At 71.2% G+C, this 25,117-nt stretch carries 20 protein-coding genes; 13 read left to right on the plus strand and 7 right to left on the minus strand.

The annotated features are described in order from the left end of the window. Positions 1 to 103: 103 nt before the first annotated feature. The gene (locus MQP27_RS21970) at positions 104 to 1,285 is read left to right on the plus strand and encodes an MFS transporter (RefSeq protein ID WP_242767002.1); all 1,182 of its coding nucleotides are present in this window, start codon (positions 104 to 106) and stop codon (positions 1,283 to 1,285) included. Positions 1,286 to 1,355: 70 nt separating this feature from the next. Further along, entirely contained in the window at positions 1,356 to 2,291 is a 936-nt protein-coding gene (gene hemC / locus MQP27_RS21975; protein WP_242767003.1) for a hydroxymethylbilane synthase, read from the plus strand. A gap of 25 nt (positions 2,292 to 2,316) precedes the next feature. Here hemC and MQP27_RS21980 read toward each other — a convergent pair whose 3' ends face one another. The 4 genes from MQP27_RS21980 to MQP27_RS21995 form a co-directional block, all read right to left on the minus strand. Next, on the minus strand, positions 2,317 to 2,841 hold the full coding sequence (locus tag MQP27_RS21980; protein WP_242767004.1) for a hypothetical protein: 525 nt from the start codon (positions 2,839 to 2,841) through the stop codon (positions 2,317 to 2,319). Positions 2,842 to 3,033: 192 nt separating this feature from the next. Then, positions 3,034 to 3,888, minus strand: coding sequence for an ABC transporter permease (locus tag MQP27_RS21985; protein WP_242767005.1), 855 nt, complete (start codon positions 3,886 to 3,888; stop codon positions 3,034 to 3,036). Continuing rightward, on the minus strand, positions 3,848 to 4,699 hold the full coding sequence (locus MQP27_RS21990; RefSeq protein WP_242767006.1) for an ABC transporter ATP-binding protein: 852 nt from the start codon (positions 4,697 to 4,699) through the stop codon (positions 3,848 to 3,850). The genes MQP27_RS21985 and MQP27_RS21990 overlap by 41 nt, the downstream gene beginning before the upstream one ends. Then, a complete protein-coding gene (locus tag MQP27_RS21995) occupies positions 4,696 to 5,148 on the minus strand; it encodes a MarR family winged helix-turn-helix transcriptional regulator (protein ID WP_242767007.1) in 453 nt (150 codons plus the stop codon). The genes MQP27_RS21990 and MQP27_RS21995 overlap by 4 nt, the downstream gene beginning before the upstream one ends. A 256-nt stretch (positions 5,149 to 5,404) precedes the next feature. On the opposite strand from MQP27_RS21995, the gene MQP27_RS22000 reads away from it, so the two are divergent. Continuing rightward, complete coding sequence (locus MQP27_RS22000; protein WP_242767008.1) at positions 5,405 to 6,199, plus strand: RNA polymerase sigma factor SigF; 795 nt, start codon at positions 5,405 to 5,407, stop codon at positions 6,197 to 6,199. 15 nt (positions 6,200 to 6,214) lie between these two features. Here MQP27_RS22000 and MQP27_RS22005 read toward each other — a convergent pair whose 3' ends face one another. After that, positions 6,215 to 6,556: an ANTAR domain-containing protein gene (locus MQP27_RS22005; RefSeq protein WP_372511270.1), complete on the minus strand. Its 342-nt coding sequence runs from the start codon at positions 6,554 to 6,556 to the stop codon at positions 6,215 to 6,217. Positions 6,557 to 6,716: 160 nt separating this feature from the next. Here MQP27_RS22005 and MQP27_RS22010 point away from each other — a divergent pair, with 160 nt between their 5' ends. Further along, a complete protein-coding gene (locus MQP27_RS22010) occupies positions 6,717 to 7,511 on the plus strand; it encodes a VOC family protein (protein ID WP_242767010.1) in 795 nt (264 codons plus the stop codon). Between the two features lie 12 nt (positions 7,512 to 7,523). Here the strand turns inward: MQP27_RS22010 and glgX are convergent, their stop codons facing one another. Continuing rightward, positions 7,524 to 9,671 (minus strand): glycogen debranching protein GlgX, encoded by a 2,148-nt coding sequence (gene glgX / locus MQP27_RS22015; protein WP_242767011.1) that lies wholly within the window; start codon positions 9,669 to 9,671, stop codon positions 7,524 to 7,526. Continuing rightward, positions 9,668 to 10,171 carry a pep a2 gene (locus MQP27_RS22020; RefSeq protein WP_242767012.1) on the minus strand — a complete coding sequence of 168 codons (504 nt, stop codon included), beginning with the start codon at positions 10,169 to 10,171 and terminating at the stop codon, positions 9,668 to 9,670. The genes glgX and MQP27_RS22020 overlap by 4 nt, the downstream gene beginning before the upstream one ends. A 247-nt stretch (positions 10,172 to 10,418) precedes the next feature. Between MQP27_RS22020 and MQP27_RS22025 the strand changes: the two genes are divergently transcribed. The 9 genes from MQP27_RS22025 to MQP27_RS22065 all read left to right on the plus strand — a co-directional run bounded on the left by MQP27_RS22025 (position 10,419) and on the right by MQP27_RS22065 (position 25,116). Further along, the gene (locus tag MQP27_RS22025; RefSeq protein ID WP_242767013.1) at positions 10,419 to 10,721 is read left to right on the plus strand and encodes a DUF5133 domain-containing protein; all 303 of its coding nucleotides are present in this window, start codon (positions 10,419 to 10,421) and stop codon (positions 10,719 to 10,721) included. Positions 10,722 to 10,790: 69 nt separating this feature from the next. Beyond that, positions 10,791 to 12,758, plus strand: coding sequence for an alpha-1,4-glucan--maltose-1-phosphate maltosyltransferase (locus MQP27_RS22030; RefSeq protein WP_242767014.1), 1,968 nt, complete (start codon positions 10,791 to 10,793; stop codon positions 12,756 to 12,758). A gap of 25 nt (positions 12,759 to 12,783) precedes the next feature. After that, positions 12,784 to 14,502 carry a maltose alpha-D-glucosyltransferase gene (treS, locus tag MQP27_RS22035; RefSeq protein ID WP_242767015.1) on the plus strand — a complete coding sequence of 573 codons (1,719 nt, stop codon included), beginning with the start codon at positions 12,784 to 12,786 and terminating at the stop codon, positions 14,500 to 14,502. Positions 14,503 to 14,530: 28 nt separating this feature from the next. Next, positions 14,531 to 15,853, plus strand: coding sequence for a maltokinase N-terminal cap-like domain-containing protein (locus tag MQP27_RS22040; RefSeq protein ID WP_242767016.1), 1,323 nt, complete (start codon positions 14,531 to 14,533; stop codon positions 15,851 to 15,853). Positions 15,854 to 15,857: 4 nt separating this feature from the next. Then, the gene (gene glgB, locus MQP27_RS22045) at positions 15,858 to 18,062 is read left to right on the plus strand and encodes a 1,4-alpha-glucan branching enzyme (protein WP_242767017.1); all 2,205 of its coding nucleotides are present in this window, start codon (positions 15,858 to 15,860) and stop codon (positions 18,060 to 18,062) included. 60 nt (positions 18,063 to 18,122) lie between these two features. Beyond that, positions 18,123 to 19,211: a glutamate--cysteine ligase 2 gene (locus MQP27_RS22050; RefSeq protein ID WP_242767018.1), complete on the plus strand. Its 1,089-nt coding sequence runs from the start codon at positions 18,123 to 18,125 to the stop codon at positions 19,209 to 19,211. Between the two features lie 140 nt (positions 19,212 to 19,351). After that, positions 19,352 to 21,259, plus strand: coding sequence for an AMP-dependent synthetase/ligase (locus tag MQP27_RS22055; RefSeq protein ID WP_242767019.1), 1,908 nt, complete (start codon positions 19,352 to 19,354; stop codon positions 21,257 to 21,259). Between the two features lie 159 nt (positions 21,260 to 21,418). Continuing rightward, entirely contained in the window at positions 21,419 to 22,792 is a 1,374-nt protein-coding gene (locus MQP27_RS22060) for an NAD(P)/FAD-dependent oxidoreductase (RefSeq protein ID WP_242767020.1), read from the plus strand. Positions 22,793 to 22,872: 80 nt separating this feature from the next. Beyond that, positions 22,873 to 25,116 (plus strand): FUSC family protein, encoded by a 2,244-nt coding sequence (locus tag MQP27_RS22065; protein WP_242767021.1) that lies wholly within the window; start codon positions 22,873 to 22,875, stop codon positions 25,114 to 25,116. The last annotated feature ends 1 nt before the right edge of the window (position 25,117 follow it).

Genomic DNA, 25,117 nt, shown 5'->3' on the forward strand with positions numbered 1-25,117 from the left:
CGTACGCGGTGTTCCGATTCGGTCAGGAGCGAAACAGTGGAGGGCCTACGCCCGGCCCGGCACGCTGGCCCCCGTTGTTCCCGACACCCCGGAGGGCATCTGGATGGGCAGCGTACGTCCCGCCGCGTGGCGCAGGGGCGCCGTCGTCGCGGCGCTGATGCTGGCGGCGTTCACCTTCAACACCGCCGAGAACCTCCCCGTGGGCCTGTTGTCGCTCATGGCGGCCGACCTGGGGGTGTCACTCGGCGCGGTCGGCATCCTCGTCACGGGATACGGGCTGACGGTGGCCGTGGTGTCGCTGCCGTTCGCCCGTGTCACCCGCTCGGTGCCGCGCCGGTACCTGCTCGCCGGGCTCCTCGGGCTGCTGGCCGTGGCCAGCTGGGTCTCGGCGGCGCACGCCGTCTCGTACGGGCTGCTGATGGCGGCGCGCGTGGTCACGGCACTCGCGCAGGCCGCGTTCTGGGTGGTGATGGGCCCGGTCGCGGTCGGCCTGTTCCCGCCCGAGCGGCGCGGCCGGGTCATGGGGCTGCTGTCCATCGGCGGTTCGCTCGCCACGGTGCTCGGCGTACCGGCCGGGACCTGGCTCGGCGGCCACAGCGGCTGGCGGGCGCCCTTCGCCGTCCTCGGCGCGCTCGCGCTGGTCTGCCTCCTCGTCGTCGGCGCCCTGCTGCCGACCTCCCGCCCCCAGGAAAGCCACGCGGCGTACGGCGCCGCCCCGGACCGGCGCCGTTTTCTCGTCGTCGTCTCCACGACCGCCCTGTCGGTGACCGGGGTGTTCGCGGCGTTCACCTACGTCGCCGCCTTCCTCGACGAGGTCGGCGGGTTCGGCGAGGACGCCGTGAGCGGTGTGCTGTTCGCGTTCGGAGCGGCCGCGCTCGCCGGCGTCACGCTCGCCGGGCCGCTGCTCGACCGCTTCCCCCGCGGCACGCTCACCGTGCCGGTGGTCACGCAGGCGGTGGCCCTGCTCGGCCTGTACGCGGGCGGCGGCAGCCAAGTGGCCGCGGTGGCGCTGCTGATGCTGCTGGGCGCCTCGGTCGCGCCCGTCTTCATGGCCACGCAGAGCCAGGTGCTGCGGGTGGCGCCGGGCCGCACCGAGACCGCGCTCGCGGCCAACTCGATGGCCTTCAACGCGGGCGTGGCCGCAGGTGCCCTCCTCGGCGGCGGACTGCTGCCGCTCGTCGGGGTGCGCGGCACCTTCCTGGTCGGCGGCCTCCTCACGGTGGGCGCGCTGGCGGTGCTGACCTGGCCGGAGTCCAGGGTGCCGGCCGCCGTGACGGAGCGGTGACGACGTGATCCCTGTCCCGATTGGCGCAGTACGGCACAGCCGCCCCCTCCGGGAGGTCTATCGTGTCCGCATGTCCGTGCCCGAACTGATCCGTATCGTCTCCCGCGACTCGCCCATGGCGCTCGCCCAAGTGGAGCGTGTCCGCGCCGAGTTGGCGGTGCTGCATCCCGGGGTGCGCACCGAGGTCGTGCCCGTGAAGACGACCGGTGACAAGTGGATGGGCGACCTGTCCAAGGTCGAGGGCAAGGGGGCGTTCACCAAGGAGGTGGACGCCGCGCTGCTGGCGCACGAGGCCGATCTCGCGGTGCACTGCGTGAAGGACGTACCGGCCGACCGGCCGCTGCCCGCAGGCACGACGTTCGCCGCGTTCCTGAAGCGGGACGACATCCGCGACGCCCTCGTCCACCCGGGCGGCCTCACCCTGGACGAACTCCCGGAGGGCACCCGGATCGGCACCTCCTCGGTGCGCCGCGCGGCCCAACTGGCCGCCACCCACCCGCACCTGGAGTGCGTGCCGTTCCGCGGGAACGTCAACCGGCGGCTGGCCAAGCTGGCGGCCGGCGAGGCGGACGCGCTGCTGGTGGCGATGTCAGGTCTTGAGCGCATCGGCCGCCAGGACGTGGTCACCGAGGTGCTCTCCCCGGAGACGATGATGCCGCCGATCGGCGCGGGCATCCTGGCCCTGCAGTGCCGGGAGGGCGACACCGAGCTGATCGACGCCGTCAGCGGGCTCGGCGATCCGGACACCCACCGGGAGGCCACCGCGGAGCGCATGTTCCTGCACGTCCTCCAGGGCCACTGCAACAGCCCGATCGCCGGGTACGCGCGCGTGGACCACGGCGGCGAACTCTCGCTGCGGGCCTGTGTCTTCACCCCGGACGGCAAGACGCGGCTGAACGCGCACGAGTGGGCGGGCCGACTGGATCCGGCCACACTGGGCACGTCGGTCGCGGTGGCACTGCTGCGTCAGGGAGCACGCGAACTCATCGACGGCATCCCGCACTGAGCCGGGATCCGCGGGGTGCCGCCGGTCAGGCGGTGCCCTCCTCCGCCTGATCCCGAAGGAAGTTGCTCACCTGATGGGCCAGGCCGCCCTCCCGGCCGGGGCAGGCGTGCGCGCCGACGCTCTCGTCGTGCAGTCCGATGCCGCCCGCCCACAGCCGGCGGTCCGCCCAGTCGTCGTCGACGCGCAGCTGGATCTGGACGTCGATCTGGCTCAGCGAGGCCTCGGGGCCGGCCGCGTACAGCACCGCCGTGGCCCGGCGCAGCGGGTAGACGTCGAAGCCCTCGATGAACTGCGAGTTGCGCCAGTCGATGAACGCGGCCTCGCCGTCGGGCCCGATCCGCACGTCGATCTGGCCGTCCTCCAGGTGGATGGTGGTCTGCCGGCTGCCGCGGTTCTCGACGGTCACGCGGACACTGAAGTACGTCAGCCCCTCGGCCGCGTCGTCCCGTCCCCGGGGCGGCTCGGCGGCTTCCAGCCGGTGGACGCGGACACGCAGACCGGCATGCTCGTCGTACTCTTGCCAGTCCCCGACCACGTTCGGCTCGTACACAGTCCACCTCTTCGACCTCAGTGAGCTGCTTCCTATCTGTGTGCTCAGCGCACTGTCAAATGAGCAGAATGCGCTGTGGCCAGCGAATTCACCCCCTTTGATCGCTGATCAAGCCGTGCGCAGGAACAATTCGCAAAGGACCGCACGCATGCGCGGTCCGGTGCGTGCCGCACATCACTTTCGCGCCCTTGATCAGCGGGCCAGCCGGCCGAGGAGCGAGGAGGCGGCGGTGATGCCGAGCGCGGCGGCCACGGCCAGTACGCCGAAGTCGAGCGCCACGTGCGCGTGCGTGCCGAGCAGGAGGCCGCGCAGGGCGTCGACTTCGTAGCTCAGCGGGTTGGCCTTGCTGACCGCCTGGAGCCAGCCCGGCATGACGGAGACCGGGTAGAGGGCGTTGGAGCCGAAGAAGAGCGGCATGGTGATGGCCTGTCCGAAGCCCATGAGGCGGTCGCGGCTGAGCACGATGCCGGCGATGGTCATCGACAGGCAGGAGAAGAAGGCGGATCCGAGGACCACGACGGCCGCGACGCCGAGCAGCTTGAGCGGGTTCCAGGTCAGGGCGACACCGAGCAGCGCGGCGATGACCACCACGACGATCGCCTGGACCAGCGACTTGATGCCGGCCGCGAAGGCCTTGCCGGTGATCAGCGCCGACCGTGGAGTGGGCGTGACCAGCAGCTTGTTGAGGATGCCGGCGTCGCGTTCCCAGATGATCTGGATGCCGTAGAAGATGGCGATGAACATCGCGGACTGGGCGATGATGCCGGGCGCCATGTAGTCGATGTAGGGGATGCCGCCGGTGGGTATCGCCCGGATGCGGGTGAAGGTCTGACCGAAGATCAGCAGCCACAGGGCGGGCTGGACGGCGCGGGTGTACAGCTCGGTTCGGTCGTGGCGCAGCTTCTGCAGTTCGACGGCGCACATCGCCACCACCCGGGCGGGCAGCAGCCGCCAGCCCGCGCGCGGCTCGGGCGGGCGCAGCAGCAGGGCTATGCCGGCCGCCGGGTCAGCCGACGCGGTTGGCGGTGCGACGGGTGCTTCGGACATCGCGGAAATCTCCTGACTTGTCGTCGAGGCCGCTGCCCGCGACCTCGCGGAAGACGTCCTCCAGCGTCGGCAGCGGACCGCCCGCCGCCGCTCCGGCGGCGCGCCGGCGCTCGCCGAGGCCCTCCCTGAGTTCGGCCGGGGTACCGAGGGCCCGGATGCGGCCGCGGTGCATGAGGCCGACCCGGTCGCAATACTGGTCGGCCTCGTCCATGTAGTGGGTGGTCACCAGGACGGTCATGCCGGTGGCGGCGCGTACGGCGTTGATGTGCTCCCACACGCCGGTGCGGGCGATCGGGTCGAGGCCGATGGTCGGCTCGTCGAGGATCAGCAGCCGGGGTGCGCTGACCAGCGCCTGGGCGAGTTCGAGGCGGCGGATCATGCCGCCGGAGTAGGTCTTGGCGAGCCGGTCGGCGGCGTCGGTGAGGTCGACGGCGGTCAGGGCCTGGGCGACGCGTTCGTCCCGTTCGCGGCGGGAGACGTCGAAGACGCGGGCAAACAGGGCGACGTTCTCGCGTCCGGTGAGCCCGGCGTCGGCGGACAGCTGCTGCGGTACGTAGCCGAGCAGGCGCCGTACGGCCATGCGGTCGCGGGCGGTGTCGTGGCCGAAGACGCGGACCATGCCGGCCGGGACCGGCAGCAGGGTGGTGATGCACCGGATCGCGGTGGTCTTCCCGGCGCCGTTGGGGCCGAGCAGGCCGAAGACCTCGCCCTCCGCCACCGACAGATCGAGCCCGTCGACGGCGTTCGTCTCGCCGAAGGAGTAGGCGAGCCCGGTGCAGCTCACGGCCTGCGTGTTCGCGTCCCGTGTCATGACTCCTCGGCCTCCTCGTGCAGGTTGTCGGCGAGCTTCCGCAGCGCGGGGATCGCCGCGCTCAGTGCTGCCAGGTCCGTTCCGTCGAGACCGGACAGCCCGTCCCGTACGAGTTCCGCCCGCCGTTTGCGCCATTCGGCGAGCCTCGCCTCGGCCGCCGGGGTCGGCATCAGCCGGGCGGCGCGCCGGTCGGCGGGGTCGGTCTCGCGGACCAGATAGCCCTGCCGGGAGAGCTGGTTGACGAGCGTCGAGACCGAGTTGCCGGCCAGGTGCAGCTCCTTGGCGGCGTCCGAGATGCCGATGCCGGGCCGGGACACGACCAGGCGCAGCAGCTCGACCTCGGCGCCGCGCAGTTGCGGTGCGATCTGCCGGCGCAGACGGCGACGGAGAAGCCGCTGGACGCCGATGAGGGCGTCGATCAGCTCGTCCGGGAAGGTTTCCGGTTCCACATCTCGAAGATACCTCTGTAGCAGAGGTAATGAACCCAAGGGACAGTCAAGCGTGACGGCGCACAGCCGCCGGACCACGTGGCGTCACCGGAATGCCCGATTTGTTTTGAAAGCCCGGATGCCGGGCATCCGCATTACGTGCTTCGGACAGGAGGCACATCCGTGGGAGCCGGCCAGGCCCCGGATGTCTCCGTAAGTCCGAGCCGTGCCTCCCATGGTGTCCGTCCACCGGCACCGCCTGAGGGAGGTGCGCGCGATGCGCGTCACCACCAGCAGAACCAAGGTTCACCCGCACGACGACGCCCCCGACACGGCCGAGGCCTTCGAGCGGCTCTCCCGGACACCCGCCGGTCCCCGGCGCGAGGCACTCCGGGACGAGCTGGTCCGGGCCTGGCTGCCCATGGCGGAGCGGATCGCGGTGCGGTTCAAGGGGCGCGGCGAGTCCCTCGAAGACCTCTACCAGGTAGCGGCACTCGGCCTCGTCAAGGCCGTCGACCACTACGACCCGGCCCGCGGCCACGCCTTCGAGGCGTACGCGGTGCCCACCGTCACCGGCGAGATCAAGCGGCACTTCCGCGACCACATGTGGACGCTGCACGTGCCGCGCCGGGTCCAGGACCTGCGCAACCGGGTGCGGCAGGCCGCCAAGGAGCTCTCCCAGACGACACCCGGCCGGCCGCCGACCGTCGCCGAGATCGCCGAGTGCGCCCAGCTGAGCGAGAGCCAGGTGCGCACGGGGATGGAGGCCCTGGACTGCTTCTCCGCGCTGTCACTGGACGCCGAGATGCCCGGCACCGACGGCTACGCCCTCACGGACGCGATCGGCGGGCCCGATCCGGCGTACGACCTGGTCGTCGACCGGGTGTCCGTCGGCCCCTGCCTCCGGAAGCTTCCGGAGCGCGAGCGGACCATCCTCTACCTGCGGTTCTTCGGGGGCATGACACAGAGTCGCATCGCCCAGCAGCTGGGCATCTCGCAGATGCACGTCTCCCGGCTGCTCAGCGGCTGCTTCGCCCAGCTGCGCGAGGAGCTCGTGGCGGGGGCCGGCTGACAATCCCGGGCGGCTTCACTCGGGCGGGCTCTCGGGGATCTGCGTCGGGCCGTGGCGGTCGAGGGCGTCCTCCAGCTCGGCGCGGATCTCCGGGGGCATCTCGCCGGTGCGTCCCCAGATCAGGATCAGTTCCGCGACATTGCGCAGTCTGATGTTCGTGTGCTGCGAGACGTCCTTGAGTACGGCCCAGCCCTGGTCCGGGCTCACCCGGCCGAGGGCGACGACCATTCCGATCGCCTGGTCCACGACCGCGTGCGAGGCCACGGCCTCCTTCAGCTGGTCGACTTCCTCTTCCAGCGCGAAGATGCGGTCCGTGTCGTCCTCGGGCTCTCGTGCTCCTGCTGCCACGCGTCCCATGGTCGTCACTCCCCCGGCTCTGTGCCAGTGGGCCGCGAACGGGCGACACGCCCGTTTCGGTGCCGTCTCCAGGGTACTCGGCAGGCGCACAGGGCGGTTCCGGTTGGACACTGGTGACAGACCGGTGGCTGCCGGTCGACGAGACCAGGACGCGAGTGCCATGAACCACGACACGACACGCCCGAGCGGTCCGAGGGGCGTCGTCTCCTCGCACTCCGTGTTCGGTGCGCCCTGCTGGGTGAGTCTGACCAGCCGCGACCTCGACGCGACGCAGGAGTTCTACGGGGCCGTGCTGGGGTGGCGGTGGCGCTCCGGCAAGCTCGGCGACCGCTTCCGGATCGCGATGGTGGACGATACGCCGGTCGCCGGAATCGCCGCCGTCGCCTCCATGTGGCAGATGGCCGTGGCGTGGACGCCGTACTTCGCGGTGCCCAGCGCGGACGAGGCGGCGGCCCGGGCCCAGGAACGCGGCGGTACGGCGGCGGTCGGGCCGATCTCCTTCCCGCCGGGCCGGGCGGCGCTGCTGGCGGACCGGGACGGGGCGGCCTTCGGGGTCTGGGAGGGTGAGCTCTTCGCGGACTGGGACAAATGGCAGCAGGCGGCGCCGACGTTCATCCGGCTGCACACCCGGGACGCGTTCGACGCGGCGATCTTCTACGGCGAGGTCCTGGACTGGGCCACCGAGCGGCCCGACTGCTGCGAGGTGCGCTACGAGGGCGGCGAGGTGGTGCTGCGCAGCCAGGGGACGGTGGTGGCGCGCATCGAGTCCGGGGCACTGGGAGCGGCGCCGGATCCCACCATTCGCCCGCACTGGCAGATCCACTTCACGGTGGAGGACGTGACGGCCTGCGTGCGGGCGGCGGAGACGCACGGGGGCAGTGTGCTGTCCAAGGGCAGCGAAGAGGCGGTGCTGCGGGACGCGGACGGGGCGCAGTTCACGGTCGTGCGGGCCTAGGACAACCGGTCGTCACAGCTTTCTGTGCGAGGGCCTCGACAGGAGCATCAGGCTGCGGCGCTCCACCAACAGCCCCGTGTTCGCCTTGTGTTCCGTCTCGTCCGGGGGGCCGTGCGGCTCCGCCGTGTCGATCAGGGGCGTCCAGCGTTCTCCGTACTCGGCGTCCGGGAGCTGGAACTCCACCGGTTCCCAGTAGCTGTTGAGGAGGAGCAGGAAGGAGTCGTCCACCACCGGGCGGCCCTGCGGGTCGGGTTCGGCGATCGCGTCGCCGTTGAGGAAGACGGCCACCGAGTGGGCGTCGGGGCGCTGCCAGTCCTCCTCCGTCATCTCCCGGGCGTCCGGGGCCAGCCAGACCAGGTCGGGCAGGGGCTGGTCGGCGCGGGTCGCGGTCTCGCCGCGGAAGAAGCGGCGGCGGCGCAGGACCGGGTGGGCGGCCCGGAGGGCGATGACGTAGCGCGTGAAGTCGGCCAGTTCGCGCTGCTCCTCGGTCAACCGCCAGTCGATCCAGGACACTTCGTTGTCCTGGCAGTAGGCGTTGTTGTTGCCCCGCTGGGTGCGGCCGAGTTCGTCGCCGTGGGCGAGCATCGGGATGCCCTGGGAGAGGAACAGCGTGGCCAGGAGGTTGCGTTGCTGGCGGGCGCGCAGGTCGGCGACGGCCGGGTCGTCGGTGTCGCCCTCCGCGCCGCAGTTCCAGGACCGGTTGGTGCTCTCGCCGTCCCTGTTGCCCTCGCCGTTGGCCTCGTTGTGCTTGTCGTTGTACGACACCAGGTCGCGCAGGGTGAAGCCGTCGTGCGCGGTGACGAAGTTGACGCTGGCCCGCGGGCGGCGCCTGCTGTGCTGGTACAGGTCGGAGGAGCCGGTCAGACGGGAGGCGAACTCGCCGAGCGTGTGCGGCTCGGCCCGCCAGAAGTCCCGTACCGCGTCCCGGTACTTGCCGTTCCACTCCGACCACAGCGGCGGGAAGTTGCCGACCTGGTAGCCGCCCTCGCCGACGTCCCACGGCTCGGCGATCAGCTTCACCCGGCTGATCACCGGGTCCTGCTGGATCAGGTCGAAGAACGCCGACAGCCGGTCCACCTCGTGGAACTGGCGGGCCAGCGTGGCCGCGAGGTCGAAGCGGAAGCCGTCGACGTGCATCTCGGTCACCCAGTAGCGCAGCGAGTCCATGATCAGCTGCAGCACGTACGGGTGCCGCATCAGCAGGCTGTTGCCGGTGCCCGTGGTGTCGTAGTAGTGGCCCCAGTCGCCGTCCACCAAGCGGTAGTACGAGGCGTTGTCGATGCCGCGGAAGGAGAGGGTGGGGCCCTTCTCGTTGCCCTCGGCGGTGTGGTTGTAGACGACGTCGAGGATCACCTCCAGGCCGGCCGCGTGCAGCGCCTTCACCATCGACTTGAACTCGGTGACCTGACCGCCGCGGGTGCCGTGGGCGGCGTAGGCGTTGTGCGGGGCGAAGAAGCCGATCGTGTTGTAGCCCCAGTAGTTGGACAGGCCGCGGTCCCGCAGCACGCCGTCCTGGGCGTACTGGTGCACCGGCATCAGCTCGACGGCGGTCACACCGAGCGAGGTCAGGTGCTCGATCACCGCGGGGTGGGCCAGGCCCGCGTAGGTGCCGCGGAGTTCGGCGGGGACCTCGGGGTGGGTGTTGGTCAGGCCGCGGACGTGGGCCTCGTAGATGACGCTGTCCGCGTACGGGCGCCGTGGCGGCTGGTCGTCGCCCCAGTCGAAGGCCGGGTCGGTGACCACGCCGAGCATGGTGTGGCCGGCGCTGTCGGACCGCGAGGGGCCGTCCGGCGAGCGCTCGAAGAGGGAGGCGTGGTTGTCGACCTGGCCGTCCACGGCCCTGGTGTACGGGTCGAGGAGCAGCTTCGCGGGATTGCAGCGGTGGCCCAGCTCCGGGTGCCAGGGGCCGTGCACCCGGTAGCCGTAGCGCTGGCCGGGGCCGATGTCCGGCAGGTAGCAGTGCCACACGAAGCCGTCCACCTCGGTGACCGGGACACGCCGCTGCCCTCCCCCGTCGTCGACGAGGACGAGTTCGACCCGCTCGGCGACCTCGCTGAACAGAGCGAAGTTGGTGCCCTTGCCGTCGAAGGCCGCACCCAGCGGGTAGGGGTGCCCGCTCCACGCGGGCACCCCTGCCTTGCGGCGGCGCTTCGCCGTCACCGGGCGGCTTCCAGTACGTCGCCCGACGCGGCGGCCAGCGCCACGGCCGGCACCTCGCGCGGCAGCTGGCGCACCTCGCGCAGGCTCGGCGCGGGCGCCACGGGCACCAGGGGCACGCGCTCACCGGCCCGGGCACGCTGCGAGAACCAGATGACCTTGCTGCCGGTGTCCGTGGCGCAGCAGCCCCAGCCGTCGCTGGTGGCGGCGATGCGCGCCAGGCAGGAACGCAGGTCCTGGTCCGGGCGCAGTTCGCAGTCGTTCTCCCCCACGGCGGTGATCAGGTGCTGCCCGTTCCACCACATCTCGATCGAGGTGGCCTTGTCCGTCGCGTGCTCGTCGATGGCCTTCAGCAGCAGCTCGGCGCTGCGGCAGACGGGCTCGACCAGTGTCTCGAGGTCCCAGAGCCGGAGGTGAGCGGCCAGGATGCGCCTGACCTGGCCGACCCGCTCCGGGCTCACTTCCACATCGAGGTGGTAGTAGCAGGGCACTGCGGTCTTCATCGTCGTTTGCTCCTCACCGGCGAAGCCCTCGCTTCTCCTCGCCCCTGCGGGACGAGCCCCGAACGCGAAGCGTGAGCAGTGATCGCTTCTGAGTCACCTCAAGCGTGGGAGCACTACGCCATTCGTGCAACACGAGAGCACCACCGAGGTGGTTGAACACCCAACAAGACGTTGCGTGGTCACACGTGCACCATGGGTGAAGACCTCTGTGCGCGTGCGGATCCCACTCCGGAAGGTGAACGGCGTCATGCTGCTACCGGCCAAAGCCGAAGTGGCCCGGCAACTGCGGCGGTACCGGGCGTGGGAGCGCGTCATGCTCGCCTCTCCGGCCGACCGCACGGTGCGGGCCACTTTCGAGGACTCGGGGTACACGTTGTGCGTGCTGATGGGCAAGCGCTGTGCCCGCGAGGCGGCGGACGCCGCCGAGCGGTATCTGCGGACCACTCTGGTCGCCTATCTCCGCGAGCAGAACGAGCGGCCCAGGGCGGCCGCTCCCGTCCGGCCCGGTCCGCCGGCGGCGCCGTACCGGCATTCCCCCGCGGGCGGGTGACCCCCGGCGCGGCTTCCATCCCCGACCGGGCAGGCGGGCCCGGTTCCGAGCACGGCGGAGGTGAGACCCATGAGTGCGACTTCGGTCATCGGCCGCATCCCGGTACGGGATGTCCACCCGGTAGTCGAATGCGGCAGGCGACCGGCGAAGGCGGTCGCGGGCGAGACGTTCGAGGTCACCGCGACCGTGTTCCGCGAGGGGCATGACGCGGTCGCCGCCAATGTCGTGCTGACCGGCCCCGACGGCTGTCACGGCCCGTGGACGCCGATGCGCGAACTGGCCCCCGGCACCGACCGCTGGGGCGCCGAGGTGACGCCCACCTCCGAGGGCCGTTGGACGTTCCGCGTGGAGGCCTGGAGCGACCCGGTCGCCACCTGGCGCCACCGGGCCCGGATCAAGATCCCGGCCGGCCTCGACGTCGGCCTGGTGCTGGAGGAGGGCGCCGATCTCTTCGAGCGGGCGGCGGCCGGAGTCCCCGCGGACGAAGGCCGTACGACGGTGCTGGCGGCCGTGGACGCGCTGCGCGACGAGGCCCGTCCCGCTGCCTCCCGTCTGGCGGCGGCGTTGACGCCGGAGGTGGACGCGGTTTTGGCCGCGCATCCGCTGCGGGAGTTCGTCACCGCCTCCGACACGCTGCCCCTGCTGGTCGAGCGGGAACGCGCCCTGTACGGGGCCTGGTACGAGTTCTTCCCCCGCTCCGAGGGCACCCCCCAGCAGCCGCACGGCACCTTCCGCACCGCCGCCCGCCGCCTGCCGGCGATCGCCGCGATGGGCTTCGACGTCGTCTACCTCCCCCCGATCCACCCCATCGGCACCACCTTCCGCAAGGGCCGCAACAACACCCTCTCCGCCGGCCCCGACGACGTCGGCGTGCCCTGGGCCATCGGCTCCCCCGAGGGCGGCCACGACACCGTCCACCCCCAGCTGGGCACCCTCGACGACTTCGCCTGGTTCGTGCAGCAAGCCAAGCGGCACGGCCTGGAGATCGCCCTCGACTTCGCCCTGCAGTGCTCCCCCGACCACCCCTGGGTGCACAAACACCCCGAGTGGTTCCACCACCGCCCCGACGGCACCATCGCCTATGCCGAGAACCCGCCCAAGAAGTACCAGGACATCTACCCCATCGCCTTCGACGCCGACCTCGACGGCCTGATCACCGAGACCCTGCGGGTCCTGCGGCTGTGGATGGACCTGGGGGTGCGGATCTTCCGCGTGGACAACCCGCACACCAAGCCGGTCGTCTTCTGGCAGCACGTGATCGCGGAGATCAACCGCACCGACCCGGACGTGATCTTCCTGGCCGAGGCATTCACCCGGCCCGCGATGATGCGCACCCTCGCCCAGATCGGCTTCCAGCAGTCGTACACCTACTTCACCTGGCGCAACAGCAAGCAGGAACTGACCGACTACCTCACCGAGCTGTCCCGGGAGACGGCCGCCTACATGCGGCCCAACTTCTTCGTCAACACCCCCGACATCCTGCACGAGTTCCTCCAGCGCGGCGGCCGGCCCGCCTTCGAGCTGCGCGCCGTGCTCGCCGCCACCCTCTCCCCCACCTGGGGCCTCTACAGCGGCTACGAACTGTGCGAGAACCTCCCGCTGCGCGACGGCAGCGAGGAGTACCTGGACTCGGAGAAATACCAACTCCGCCCACGCGACTGGGAATCCGCCGAACGCGAAGGCCGCAGCATCGCTCCGCTCATCGCCAGGCTCAACGCCGTCCGGCGGCGTCACCCGGCCCTGCACCGGCTGCGGAACCTGCGTTTCCACACCACCGACAACGACATGGTCATCGCGTACAGCAAGACCACGGGACCCGACACGGTCCTCGTCGTCGTCAACCTCGACCCTCACCACACCCAGGAGGCCACGGTCTCGTTGGACATGCCGCGACTCGGCCTGGAACAGCACGCATTCATGTCGGCGCACGACGAACTGACGGGTGAGACCTATCACTGGGGCAGAAACAACTATGTGCGCCTGGAACCCGGTCGGACTCCGGCACACGTGCTCCACGTCCAGCGGTCGTCCGCGTAGCCATCGATCGGAGGGTCAGAGCCTCATGACTGTCAACCAGCCCGTCCCGGACACCTTCGAGGACACCCCCGCCAAGGACCGTGACCCGGAGTGGTTCAAGCGCGCGGTCTTCTACGAGGTCCTCGTCCGCTCCTTCCAGGACAGCAACGGCGACGGAGTCGGCGACCTCAAGGGCCTGACCGCGAAACTCGACTATCTGCAGTGGCTCGGCGTCGACTGCCTCTGGCTGCCGCCCTTCTTCAAATCACCCCTGCGGGACGGCGGTTACGACGTCTCCGACTACACCGCCGTCCTGCCCGAATTCGGTGACCTCGCCGACTTCGTGGAATTCGTCGACGCCGCCCATCACCGCGGCATGCGCGTGATCATCGACTTCGTGATGAACCACACCAGCGACCAGCACCCGTGGTTCCAGGAGTCCCGGAAGAATCCCGACGGGCCGTACGGCGACTACTACATGTGGGCCGACGACGACAAGCAGTACGCCGACGCCCGCATCATCTTCGTCGACACCGAGGCCTCCAACTGGACCTTCGACCCGGTCCGCGGCCAGTACTTCTTCCACCGGTTCTTCTCCCACCAGCCGGACCTCAACTACGAGAGCCAGGCGGTGCAGGAGGAGATCCTGGCCGCTCTCCGCTTCTGGCTGGACCTGGGTATCGACGGCTTCCGTCTCGACGCCGTGCCTTATCTGTATGCCGAGGAAGGCACGAACTGCGAGAACCTCCCCGCCACTCACGAGTTCCTCAAGCGTGTCCGGCGCGAGATCGATGCCATGTATCCGGACACGGTGCTCCTGGCCGAGGCCAACCAGTGGCCCGAGGACGTCGTCGACTACTTCGGCGACTTCCAGAGCGGCGGCGACGAATGCCACATGGCCTTCCACTTCCCCGTCATGCCGCGGATCTTCATGGCCGTGCGCCGCGAGTCCCGCTACCCGGTGTCGGAAATCCTCGCCAAGACCCCGGCCATCCCGTCGAACTGCCAGTGGGGCATCTTCCTGCGCAACCACGACGAGCTCACCCTCGAAATGGTCACCGACGAGGAACGCGACTACATGTGGGCCGAATACGCCAAGGACCCGCGGATGCGCGCCAACATCGGCATCCGCCGACGCCTCGCCCCGCTCCTCGACAACGACCGCAACCAGATCGAGCTGTTCACCGCCCTGCTCCTGTCCCTGCCCGGCTCGCCGATCCTCTACTACGGCGACGAGATCGGCATGGGCGACAACATCTGGCTCGGCGACCGCGACGCCGTTCGCACGCCGATGCAGTGGACGCCCGACCGCAACGCGGGCTTCTCCTCCTGTGATCCCGGGCGCCTCTCCCTCCCCGCGATCATGGACCCCGTCTACGGGTACCAGGTGACGAACGTCGAGGCCTCCATGTCCTCGCCGTCGTCCCTGCTGCACTGGACCCGCCGCATGATCGAGATCCGCAAGCAGAACCCCGCCTTCGGGCTCGGCTCCTACACCGAGCTCCAGTCGTCCAACCCGGCGGTCCTCGCCTTCCTGCGCGAGTACGGCGACGACCTCGTGCTGTGCGTCAACAACTTCTCGCGGTTCGCCCAGCCCACCGAGCTCGATCTGCGCGAGTACGACGGACGGCACCCGGTGGAGCTGATCGGCGGAGTGCGCTTCCCGGCGATCGGTGAGCTGCCGTATCTGCTGACCCTCGCAGGGCACGGCTTCTACTGGTTCCGGCTCACCCGAGTCGCATCCCGCATCGGCCGACGACTCTGAACCCGCCCCGAGGAAAGGACGCGTCACCATGACGAACACCGCGTTCGTCCGCCCGAGACCCGCGGTCGTCACCGACCCCATGGTCTCGCTCTCGGGGCTGCTGCGGGAGTGGCTGCCGCGGCAGCGCTGGTTCGCGGGCAAGGACCGGCCCGTCAACGAGCTCGGACTGCTGTCGCTGACCGAGCTGTTCCCGGGATGCCTGCATCTGCTGGTGCGCGCCGGCGACGACTGCTACCAGCTGCTGCTCGGCGTACGGCCGCATCTGTCGCCGCGGCACGGCCGGGCGCTGATCGGCAGGGCGGAGACGGGTCCGCTGGCCGGGATGACGGTGTTCGACGCCCTTCAGGAGCCGCGGTCGGCACAATTGCTGCTGGAGCGGCTGCGCAGGCCCGGCGGCGCCGGTCCCCTGCGCTTCGAGGCCGATCCGTCCGTGCCCCTGCCCTCCGGGCTGGTGCCTCGGGTGCTGGAGGCCGAGCAGTCCAACTCCTCGCTGGTGTACGGCGACGAGTTCATCCTCAAGGTGTTCCGGCGCGTCCAGCCCGGCGTCAACCCCGATCTGGAAGTGCCGGGCGCGCTGGCCGGGCAGGGCTGCGCGCGGGTGCCGGCGCCGGTGGCGTGGTTCCGGACGACGTATCCGCAGGAGGCGACGCTGGGGGTGCTCCAGCCGTTCCTGCGGGACGCCTCCGACGGCTGGACGCTGGCCCTGCGGGCGCTGGCCGCGGGCGACGACTTCACCCTTCAGGCCCGGGAGTTGGGGCGGGCCACGGCGGAGGTCCATCTCGCGCTGGCCGTGTCCTTCCCCACCGGCGCGCACGAGGAGGGCGTGCGTACGGCGTCCGCGATGACCGAGCGCCTGGACGCCGCCGCCGACACCGTCCCCGCCCTGCGGCCGTACGTCCCCGGCCTGCGTACCGCCTTCGGTGCGCTCGTCGCGTGCGATCCCGGCCCGCCCGCCCAGCGCATCCACGGCGATCTGCACCTGGGGCAGGTGCTGCGGGCCGGCCGGGACTGGTTCGTCATCGACTTCGAGGGCGAGCCGTCACGACCGCTCGCCGAGCGGCGCAGCACCCACTCCCCGGTGCGGGACATCGCGGGCATGCTGCGCTCCTTCGACTACGCGGCCCGCCAGCGCCGCCCCTGGCGTCCGGAGTGGGCGCGGCGCTGCCGCGAGGCCTACTGCGCGGGCTATGCCGAGCGGGCCGGCTGGGACCCGCGCAAGAAGCACGGTCTGCTGCGTGCCTACGAGACGGACCGGGCAGTGTACGAGGTGTTGTACGAGGCCAGACACCGTCCGGACTGGCTTCCCGTACCCATGGCGGCGATCGAGCGTCTCGCCGTGAGAGGAGGCTGAAGCGATGGCCCTGCGCGACACCTCGCTCCCCGAGCCGTCCGGCCCCGCGCTGTGCGCGAGCGCCCCGTCCCTGGAGGCCGGTGACCGGGAACGGCTGCTGGCCGGCCGGCACCACGACCCGCACGCGCTGCTGGGCGCCCACCCGGTCGCGGGCGGCATCGCCTTCCGGGCGCTGCGCCCGTACGCCCGGGCGGTGAGCGTGGTCGTCGCCGGGGAGCGGCACAAGCTGGCCTCGGAGGGCGACGGCCTCTTCTCCGGGGTCCTGCCCCTGGCGGCGATCCCCGAGTACACGCTGCTGGTGACGTACGCGGACGGCGAGCACGAGGCCGCCGACCCGTACCGCTTCCTGCCCGCCCTCGGTGAGCTGGACCTGCACCTCGTGCGTGAGGGCCGGCACGAGCAGCTGTGGAAGGCGCTGGGCGCCGAGCCGATGACGCACCAGGGCGTGACCGGCACCCGGTTCACGGTCTGGGCGCCGAACGCCCAAGGGGTCCGGGTCGCCGGGGAGTTCACCTGCTGGGACGGGACGGCCCTGCCCATGCGCTCACTGGGCGCGTCCGGGGTGTGGGAGCTGTTCGTGCCCGGCATCGGTGAGGGCGCACGCTACAAGTTCGAGATCACCTCCCGGTACGGCGGCCGCTTCCTCAAGGCCGACCCGATGGCCCGCCGCACCGAGGTGCCGCCCGCGACGGCGTCCGTGGTGACGGCCGCGCACCACGAGTGGGGCGACGCGGAGTGGATGGCGCACCGCGGGGACACGCCCGTGCACGAGGCGCCGTTCTCCGTGTACGAGGTCCATCTGCCGTCCTGGCGCGCGGGGTTGACGTACCGTCAGCTGGCGGAGGAACTGCCCGCGTACGTCAAGGACCTGGGCTTCACGCACGTCGAGCTGATGCCGGTGGCCGAGCATCCGTACGGCCCCTCCTGGGGTTACCAGGTGACCTCGTACTACGCGCCGACCTCACGGCTCGGCACCCCCGACGACCTGCGGTTCCTGATCGACGCCCTGCACCGGGCCGGCATCGGCGTGATCATGGACTGGGTGCCCGCCCATTTCCCCAAGGACGACTGGGCGTTGGCGCGCTTCGACGGGGATCCGCTGTACGAGCCCGGGGACTCGCGGCGTGCCGAGCATCCGGACTGGGGGACGTACGAGTTCGACTTCGGCCGGGTCGAGGTGCGCAACTTCCTTGTCGCCAACGCCGTCTACTGGTGCGAGGAGTTCCACATCGACGGGCTGCGCGTCGACGCCGTCGCGTCGATGCTCTATCTCGACTACTCGCGCGACTCGGGCCAGTGGACGCCCAATGTGCACGGCGGTCGCGAGGATCTGGACGCGGTGGCGTTCCTGCAGGAGATGAACGCGACCGTGTACCGGCGGGCGCCGGGCGTGGTGACCATCGCCGAGGAGTCGACGGCCTGGGACGGGGTGACCCGGCCCACCGACGGCGGCGGCCTCGGGTTCGGCCTGAAGTGGAACATGGGCTGGATGCACGACTCGCTCGGCTACATGAGCCACGAGCCGGTGCACCGCAAGTACCACCACAACGAGATGACCTTCTCGATGGTGTACGCCTACAGCGAGAACTACGTCCTGCCCATCTCGCACGACGAAGTCGTCCACGGGAAACGGGCGTTGGTGTCGAAGATGCCCGGCGACTGGTGGCAGCAGCGCGCCGACCACCGCGCGTACCTGGGCTTCATGTGGGCCCACCCCGGCAAGCAACTCCTCTTCATGGGCCAGGAGTTCGCGCAGGGCGCCGAATGGTCCGAGACGCACGGGCCCGACTGGTGGCTGCTGGACCCGGCGTACGGCGCGGAGGCCGACCACCGGGGCGTGCGTGACCTGGTCCGCGACCTCAACACCGTGTACCGGGACACCCCGGCGCTGTGGCAGCGGGACATCGATCCGGCCGGGTTCCGGTGGGTCGTCGGCGACGCGGCCGAGGACAACGTCTTCGCCTTCCTGAGGTTCGCGGCCGACGGCAGCCCGCTGCTCGCCGTGTCCAACTTCTCGCCCGTGGTGCGCGCCGACTACCGGCTGAGCGTCCCCGACGAGGTGCCCGCCTGGCGCGAGGTCCTCAACACCGATGCCGCGCGGTACGGCGGCGGCGACGTGACCAACCCGGACGACCTCAAGCCGGAGTCGGGAAGGATCTCGCTCACCCTGCCGCCGCTCGCGACGGTGTGGCTGACCCCGTTCCAGTGACGATCACCGGGGTACTCGGACGTCGTATCACAGGGCGACGTCGGAGAAAGGCGGCCTCAGGTGCGGACCGTCGGAGTGGAGGAGGAACTCCTCCTGGTGGACCCGGAGACCGGTGAGCCGAGGGCGCTGTCCGCCGCGGTGCTCGCCCGGGCGACGCACGACGGCGCCGACGAGGGGGTGTTCGAGAAAGAGCTGTACGGGCAGATGCTGGAGTTCGCCACGCATCCCCAGGCCGACATGGCGGACCTGGGCGCCGAGATCGTCCGCTGCCGCCGGGAGGCCGCCCGGCACGCCGGTGAGATCGGCTGCACGGTCGCCGCGCTCGCCACCTCGCCGCTGCCTGTCAGCCCGTCCGTCGGCAAGGGCAGCCGCTACCAGTGGATGGCCGAACAGTACGGGCTGCCCGCGCAGGAACAGCTCGTGTGCGGCTGCCACGTCCACGTCTGCGTCGACTCCGACGAGGAGGGCGTCGCCGTCCTCGACCGCATCCGGCCCTGGCTGTCGGTGCTCGCCGCGCTCAGCTCCAACTCCCCGTTCTGGCAGGGCAAGGACACCGCGTACGCCAGCTACCGCAGCCGGGTGTGGCCGCGCTGGCCGTCGGCCGGGCCGACCGAGGTGTTCGGGTCGGCCGAGCGCTATCACCGGCTCGTCGCCGACATGGTGGCGAGCGGCGTGATCCTCGACGAGGGGATGATCTACTTCGACGCCCGGCTGTCCCAGACCTATCCGACCGTGGAGATCCGGGTGGCCGACGTCTGTCTGCACGCCTCGACGGCCGTCCTCGTCGCCCTCCTTGCCCGCGGGCTCGTGGAGACGGCGGCCCGGGACTGGCGGGCGGGCCGGGCGCCGGCCGACCACAGCGTCAGTCTGCTGCGGCTGGCCGCCTGGCGGGCCGCCCGCTCCGGGCTCACCGAGGAACTGCTGCACCCCGTGACGATGCGCAGGCTGCCCGCCGAGACCGTGGTCGGCGCACTGCTCGAACACGTCGGGGACGCACTCGCCGACACCGGCGACCTGGACCACGCCCGAACCGGCTGCGCACGGCTGCTGGACGGCGGCACCGGCGCCCAGGTCCAGCGCGATCTCCTGGAGCGAACGGGGAGTCTGCGCGAGGTCGTCACGGGCTGCGCGCGCCACACCCAGGAGTGATCCGGCACCCCCGAGATCATCACAGCTCCGTCACTTCGCACGTTCCGGTCACCATCCGCTCTCACCTGGGCTAGATTCGAGCACCGTCGACAACGGAACTCGTCGACGTGGTCACCCTCCGTACAGCTCAGGAGCAGCGCATGCGCGACGTCGCCATCGCTCCCCCGACCATTTCACCCCTCACCGGCGGGCTGGCCGACAGCATCTTCGACACGGCGGCCCTCGACCCCACCCTGCCGCTTCTCGCGCGCCGCACCGATCCCGCCTCCGGCACGTGGGAGGAGGTGACCGCGGTGGAGGTGCGGGACGAGGTGGTGGACCTGGCCAAGGGGCTGGTCGCGTCCGGGATCTCGCCCGGCCACCGCGTCGCGATCATGGCGCGTACCCGCTACGAGTGGACCGTGCTCAGTCACGCGCTGTGGGCGGTCGGCGCCGAGGTCGTGCCGATCTATCCGACCGCCTCCCGCGACCAGGTGGAGTGGGTCCTCAGGGACGCCGACTGCGTGGCCGTGGTGGTGGAGGACGAGCAGGCGGTGATGACGGTCGGCTCCGTGTGCGGCAACCTGCCCCGGCTGCGCCACGTCTGGCAGTTGGACGCGGGCGCGCTGGACGACCTCGTGCAGCGCGGCACGTTCATCCCGCTGGCCACCGTCGACTCACTGCGCCGTATCGTGCTGCCGGACTCCACGGCCGCCATCAGCTACACCTCGGGCACCACGGGCCGGGCGCTGGGCTGCGCGCTCAGCCACCGCAACCTCGCGAGCGCCAGCGACGTACTGCTGCGGGGCTGGGGCCACACCGTGATCCCGCCGGGCGAGCGGCAGGCGACCGTGCTCGCCTTCCTGCCCTTCTCCCACGTCTACGGCCTTCTCGTGCAGACGCTCTGCGTCCGCGGCGGCATGCAGATGGCGCACGAGCCCGACATGAGCGAGGAGGCGCTGTCCGCGTCCCTGCGCTCGTTCCGCCCCACCTATCTGTGCGCGGTCCCCTCGCTCCTGGAGAAGATCTACAAGAACTTCCTGCGCACCGCCCAGGAGTCGGGCCGCGGGGCCCTGTTCGAGCGGGCCGCGGACACGGCGCGGGACTTCGCGGCGGCGCTGGAGCGCCAGCGGCTGGGCGGCGGTTCGGGCCCCGGGTTCGATCTGCGGCTGCAACACGCCCTGTTCGAGCGGACGGTGTACCGCAAGCTGCGTGCCGCGCTCGGCGGCAGAGTGGTCCGCGCGACGTCCGGCGGCTCGTCCCTCAGCCGCGAACTCTCCCTCTTCTACGAGGGCATCGGGATCTACGTCAACGACGGGTACGGCCTCACCGAGGCGTCCGGCGGTGTCACCGCGCAGCCGCTCGGCCGGGAGATGTCGGGCACCGTCGGGCAGGCGCTGCCGGGCAACGAGATCATCGTGGCCGACGACGGCGAGATCCTGGTCCGCGGGCCGTCGGTGTTCCACGGCTACATCAACGCCGAGGCGGCCACCCGGTCCGTCCTGCGCGGCGGCTGGCTGGCCACCGGGGACCTGGGACGGCTGGACTCCGAGGGCTATCTGACGATCACCGGCCGCAAGAAGGACATCATCGTCACCAGCAGCGGCAAGAACGTCGCGCCCGCCGCCCTGGAGCAGCGGCTCAGGATGCATCCGCTGATCCACCAGGCGGTCGTCGTCGGCGACAACCGCCCCTGCGTGGGGGCGCTGATCACCCTGGACCCCAGGTTCGTCGCGTACTGGCGCGGTTCGCTGTCCCTGCAGAGCGACACGCCGAGCCACCAGGCCCGTGAGGAGAACGCGCTGCGGGAGGAGATCGGGCGGGCCGTGGCCGCGGCCAACAGCGCGGTGTCGCGCTCGGAGTCGATCCGGGTGTTCCGGGTGCTGCCCGACCAGTTCGACACCGCCAACGGGCTCATGACGCCGTCCATGAAGCTGCGCAGGGACGCGATCGTCAAGCACTACGCCTTCGAGATCGACGCGATGTACCAGGCCCGCACCCGGCAGCCCCGGCAGAGCCCGGTCGACGAGCTGTCGAGCTGGGACGAGGCGGACAACGTCTTCCGCTGATCGGTCGATCACCGGCAAGGTTGTCCTCGACGCGTTCGTCTGCCTGCCTCGTCCAGCTGGCGGAACGGCTGGAGGCAGGGTGGGATCGATGTGGTGCGTGCAGCGATCCAGGGCATGCGAAAGGCGTTGGATGCAGACCGCCTGGAGCCGCAGAAAGGGATGAACGACGTGACACGACCCAGGATCCTGGTGGTTGGCGCGGGCTTCGCCGGTGTGGAGTGCGTGCGCCGGCTGGAGCGGAAACTCGCGCCCGACGAAGCGGACGTCACCCTGGTGACGCCGTTCGCCTATCAGCTCTATCTGCCGCTGCTGCCCCAGGTCGCCTCCGGCGTACTGACGCCGCAGTCGATCGCCGTGTCCCTGCGGCGCAGCAAGAAGTACCGCACGCGGATCATCCCGGGCGGCGCGATCGGCGTCGACCTGAAGTCCAAGGTCTGCGTCGTCCGCACCATCACCGACAAGATCGTCAACGAGCGGTACGACTACATCGTGCTGGCCCCCGGCAGCGTCACCCGCACCTTCGACATCCCGGGCCTGACCGAGCACGCCTTCGGCATGAAGACCCTCGCCGAGGCCGCCTACATCCGCGACCACGTCATCTCGCAGCTCGACCTGGCGGACGCGAGCGACGACCCGGCCGAGCGGGCCTCCCGGCTGCAGTTCGTGGTCGTCGGCGGCGGGTACGCCGGCACCGAGACCGCCGCCTGTCTGCAGAAGCTCACCCACGCGGCGGTCAAGCGCTACCCGCGCATCGACCCGTCCCTCATCAAGTGGCACCTGATCGACATCGCGCCGAAGCTGATGCCCGAGATGGGCGACAAGCTCGGCCGCAGCGCGATGGAGATCCTGGCCCGGCGCGGCATCGACGTCTCCCTGGGCGTGTCCATCGCGAAGGCGGGCCCCGAGGAGGTCACCTTCACCGACGGCCGGGTGGTGCCCACCCGCACCCTGATCTGGACCGCCGGGGTGGTCGCCAGCCCGCTGATCGCCACACTCGGCGCGGAGACGGTCCGCGGCCGGCTCGCGGTGAACGCCGAGATGACCCTGCCCGGCCAGGACGGCGTCTTCGCGCTCGGCGACTCCGCCGCGGTGCCCGACCGGGCCAAGGACGACGAGAACGCCATCTGCCCGCCCACCGCGCAGCACGCGATGCGGCAGGGCAAGCACGTCGCCGACAACGTCATCGCGACCCTGCGCGGCAAGCCGCTCACGCCGTACGAGCACAAGGACCTCGGCCTGGTCGTCGACCTCGGTGGGACGGACGCCGTGTCCAAGCCGCTCGGCATCGAACTGCGGGGCATTCCCGCCCAGTTCGCCGCCCGCGGCTACCACTGGATGGCACTGCGCACCAACGTGGCCAAGGTCCGGGTCGCGACGAACTGGACGCTCAACGCCCTGGCCGGCGACGACTTCGTGCGCACCGGCTTCCAGGCCCGCAAGGCGGCCCGGCTCAAGGACTTCGAGTTCACCGACGCCTACCTGACACCCGAACAGGTACGGGCCCACGTCGAGGGCGCCGACCGCGAGGAGTGAGGCGGGTGCGGGCCGCCCGCCCGCGTCGTGTCATGCTGAGATACGGATCATGACCTGACAACGGGAGCGAGTACGGCGGCGTGAGGACAGCGGGTGGGTCGGTCCGGGCACGGCTGAGGGATCGGGTCGTGGCCTCCGACCCCGGGCTGCTGCGCCTGGCAGCGGGCCTGCGCACTGTGGCCGCCATCACCCTCACGCTGGCCGTGCTCGCCCTGCTGCGGGCGGACGTGTCCCACCTGGTGGCCGGGGCCATCGCCGCGATGGTCGCCACCTTCGCCATCCGGGAGAAGCAGCGCGGCGCCCAGGCCCTCACCCTCGCGCTCGGCCTCCCGGTGGCGCTGGCCTCCGTGTCGCTGGGCGCGGTGCTGCACTCCCGTGTCGTGGCCGGCGACCTGTTCTTCGTCGCGCTCATCTTCTGCGCCGTCTACGTCCGGCGGTTCGGGGACCGGGGCACCGCGCTCGGGCTGATCGGCTTCCAGATCTACTTCGTCTCCCTGTTCGTCGGCGCCACCGTCCCGGCCCTGCCCGGACTGTGCGGGGTCGTCGCGGTGGCCTTCGCGTCCAGTGCCCTGGCCCGTTTCGTGCTGGTGCCGGAGACGCCCGCGGGGATCCTGGAGCGGCTGCGCGACGCCTTCCGGGCCCGGCTGGCCCAGCTGGTCTCCGCGCAGCTGGAACTCCTCGACGCGGGCCCGGACGAGACCGAGAAGGCGGTGGCGGCCCTGCGCGAGGGCACCGCCCGGCTGCACGAGACGGCGATGATGATCCAGGGCCGTCTCGAGGACGGCACCGCCGACGCGGCCGTGGCCCGGCTGGTGCAGCGGCGTGTCGCGGACGCCGAGATCGCCGCCGAGCGCCTGGGCCTGCTGCTGCTGACCGCGCGCAGCGCCGAGCGCGCCGACACGCTGACCCTGCATCTGCCGGGCGCTCCCGTGCCGGAGGGCGGCCGGCTGCCGGACGGGGAGGAGGCGACGGCCGCGCTGCGCCGGGATCTGGAGGCGCTACGGCTGCTCGTGCTGCGGCCCGTCTCCGTGAGCACGGGCACCGGACTCGCCCAGGTCCGCAACCGGCTGCTGGGCTACCGGGACGAGGAGAACCTGCCGAAGGCCTCCCCCGCCGTCCAGGACGTCTTCCGTGGCATCGGCGAGGCCGCCCGCGCGGTCCTCGGTCTGCGCATCGCCCTGGACGGCCCCCAGGACGAGTCGGACGACACCCCGTCCACGGCACGCTCGCGGGAGGAGCTGGACGCCGAGGACGCCGCGATCGACGCCGGCGACGAGGAGGCGCGGGAGCAGCCGTCGGGGCTCGACCGGCCCACCACGCGGGCGGCCCTGCAGGTCGCGGTGGGGTCGTCGCTGGCCATCGTCGGCGGCGAGTTCCTGTCCAGCCAGCGCTGGTACTGGGCGGTGCTGACCTGCTGGATCGTGTTCATCAACACCGCCTCGACGGGCGAGATCCTGGTCAAGGGCTACCGCCGGCTGGTCGGCACGGTCCTCGGCGTCGTCGCCGGCCTGCTGCTCGCGGGCCTGGTAGGCCATCACACCTGGCCGGCGTTCGCGCTGGTGCTGCTGTGCGTGTTCGCGATGTTCTACACCGCGCCCCTGTCGTACACGCTGATGTCGTTCTTCGTGACGGCCGCACTCGGCGTGCTGTACACCCTGCTGCACACCTACAGCCTGTCCGTGCTGGTGCTGCGGGTGGAGGAGACGGCGCTGGGCGCGGCCTGCGGGATCATCGCGGCGGCCTTCGTGCTGCCGGTGCACACGGACCGTCGTACCAACGATCTCCTGGTGACCGTCCTCGACCGGCTCAGGGACGTCACCGAGGCCGCCGTCGACCAGCTCAGCGGCGGGCCGCCGGCCGAACTGCTCGACGCCTCGCGCGAGTTGGACCAGGCGCTGGCCGACCTGCGGGCCGCCACCCAGCCGCTGACCCACCCCATCACCCCGCTGCGGGGCCGCCGCAACACCGCGCGCTACGTCGTGGCGCTCCTGGAGACGTGCGCCTACCACGCGCGGTCGCTGGCCGCGATGGCCGAACTGCTGCCCACCCATCCCTCGATCGCGGCGGATCCGCGGCTGCGCCGGGCCGGGCGGCGCATCCTGCACAACATCGGGGCGATCGCCGCACGTGTCGCGGACGAGCGGGCGGCCGTCGAGGTCGAGACGGGCGCGAGCCTCGCCGCCCTCCTGGAGGTCGACGTCCCCGGCACCTCCCGCTACGGCCGCATCACCGACCGCGTGCTGCGGCATCTGCAGCGCCTCGACGAGGCGGTGGTCGGCCTGGCGCGGCCGCTGCGGGTGCCCGTGCGGGCGCCGAAGCGCTGAG

It is taken from the genome of Streptomyces cylindrosporus (genome assembly GCF_022698165.1).
Classification (GTDB): Bacteria; Actinomycetota; Actinomycetes; order Streptomycetales; family Streptomycetaceae; genus Streptomyces; species Streptomyces cylindrosporus.